This window comes from Legionella sp. ST3F1, assembly GCF_048553315.1.
GTDB classification, from domain to species: domain Bacteria; phylum Pseudomonadota; class Gammaproteobacteria; order Legionellales; family Legionellaceae; genus Tatlockia; species Tatlockia donaldsonii.
In genome coordinates, this window is the sequence record NZ_JBLZIO010000055.1 from 1 (window position 1) to 743 (window position 743).

The window sequence follows — 743 nt, forward strand, 5'->3', positions numbered from 1 at the left end:
GGCGATTATCCAAAAATCGGCTGATGCTTAAACCAATTGAGTAGTTTAATGTTAGAAAGGATAACCCTGATTACGCTTCGCTCCATCAAGGCTACTGGCTTGTTTTTCAAAACAGTAGTTAATGCTCGTACCCTCATAAATTAGATTTATTGGCCATTTCATAACATTTGCTGAATTAATAATTTGATATAGCTGCGGATAAACTAACCCGAAACCAAAAACCTCAAAACCAGGTATCCCCACTAACAATCTCACCAGGCATTGTCTGCTTCAAAAAATTAATCTCTTCCGGGGTGGGTTGGTTAGGGCCGAAATAAATATAGGTTGTTCTTCCTGCATGTGCAGGCACTTCATCTTCAATATCTTCGATATACACAACGTCCGGGTTATAGGGATCTTTATTGACCCAGTAACCGCGTATGCCAAATTGCTCGCCTGAGTGAACTTCAGTACCTTTCGCTGCGTGGGTATGCATCCTTTATCCTTAAAAGAAATGTTACCGTTTAAAGATAGTATAGTTTTCGCATTAATTCCTGGATTGATTAGTTTCTATTGTCTGATTGGATTCAGGGCAGGGGAGTTAGGTTTCTGTGGCGAGCGTCTGAAAATTTTTATTGCAACTCACCACAGAATAAAATAAGCTTATTACGCATTTTGTGAGATTTAAATGCAGTTGTACAAGCGCTGATAGGAGGGACGGCAATCCCCCGCTACCAGCTAACCACAATTTACACGGGAGTAAA

General features: G+C 40.4%; 1 protein-coding gene. It reads right to left on the reverse strand.

Features of this window, described 5'->3' with window-relative positions:
* Positions 1–223 precede the first annotated feature (223 nt).
* Complete coding sequence (locus ACN4Z1_RS15935) at positions 224–475, reverse strand: hypothetical protein (protein WP_228364227.1); 252 nt, start codon at positions 473–475, stop codon at positions 224–226.
* Positions 476–743: the final 268 nt, after the last annotated feature.

Bases quoted from the DNA above. Each gene is read 5' to 3' on its own strand.
- ACN4Z1_RS15935 (WP_228364227.1), bottom strand. From the start codon at position 475: ATGCATACCCACGCAGCGAAAGGTACTGAAGTTCACTCAGGCGAGCAA.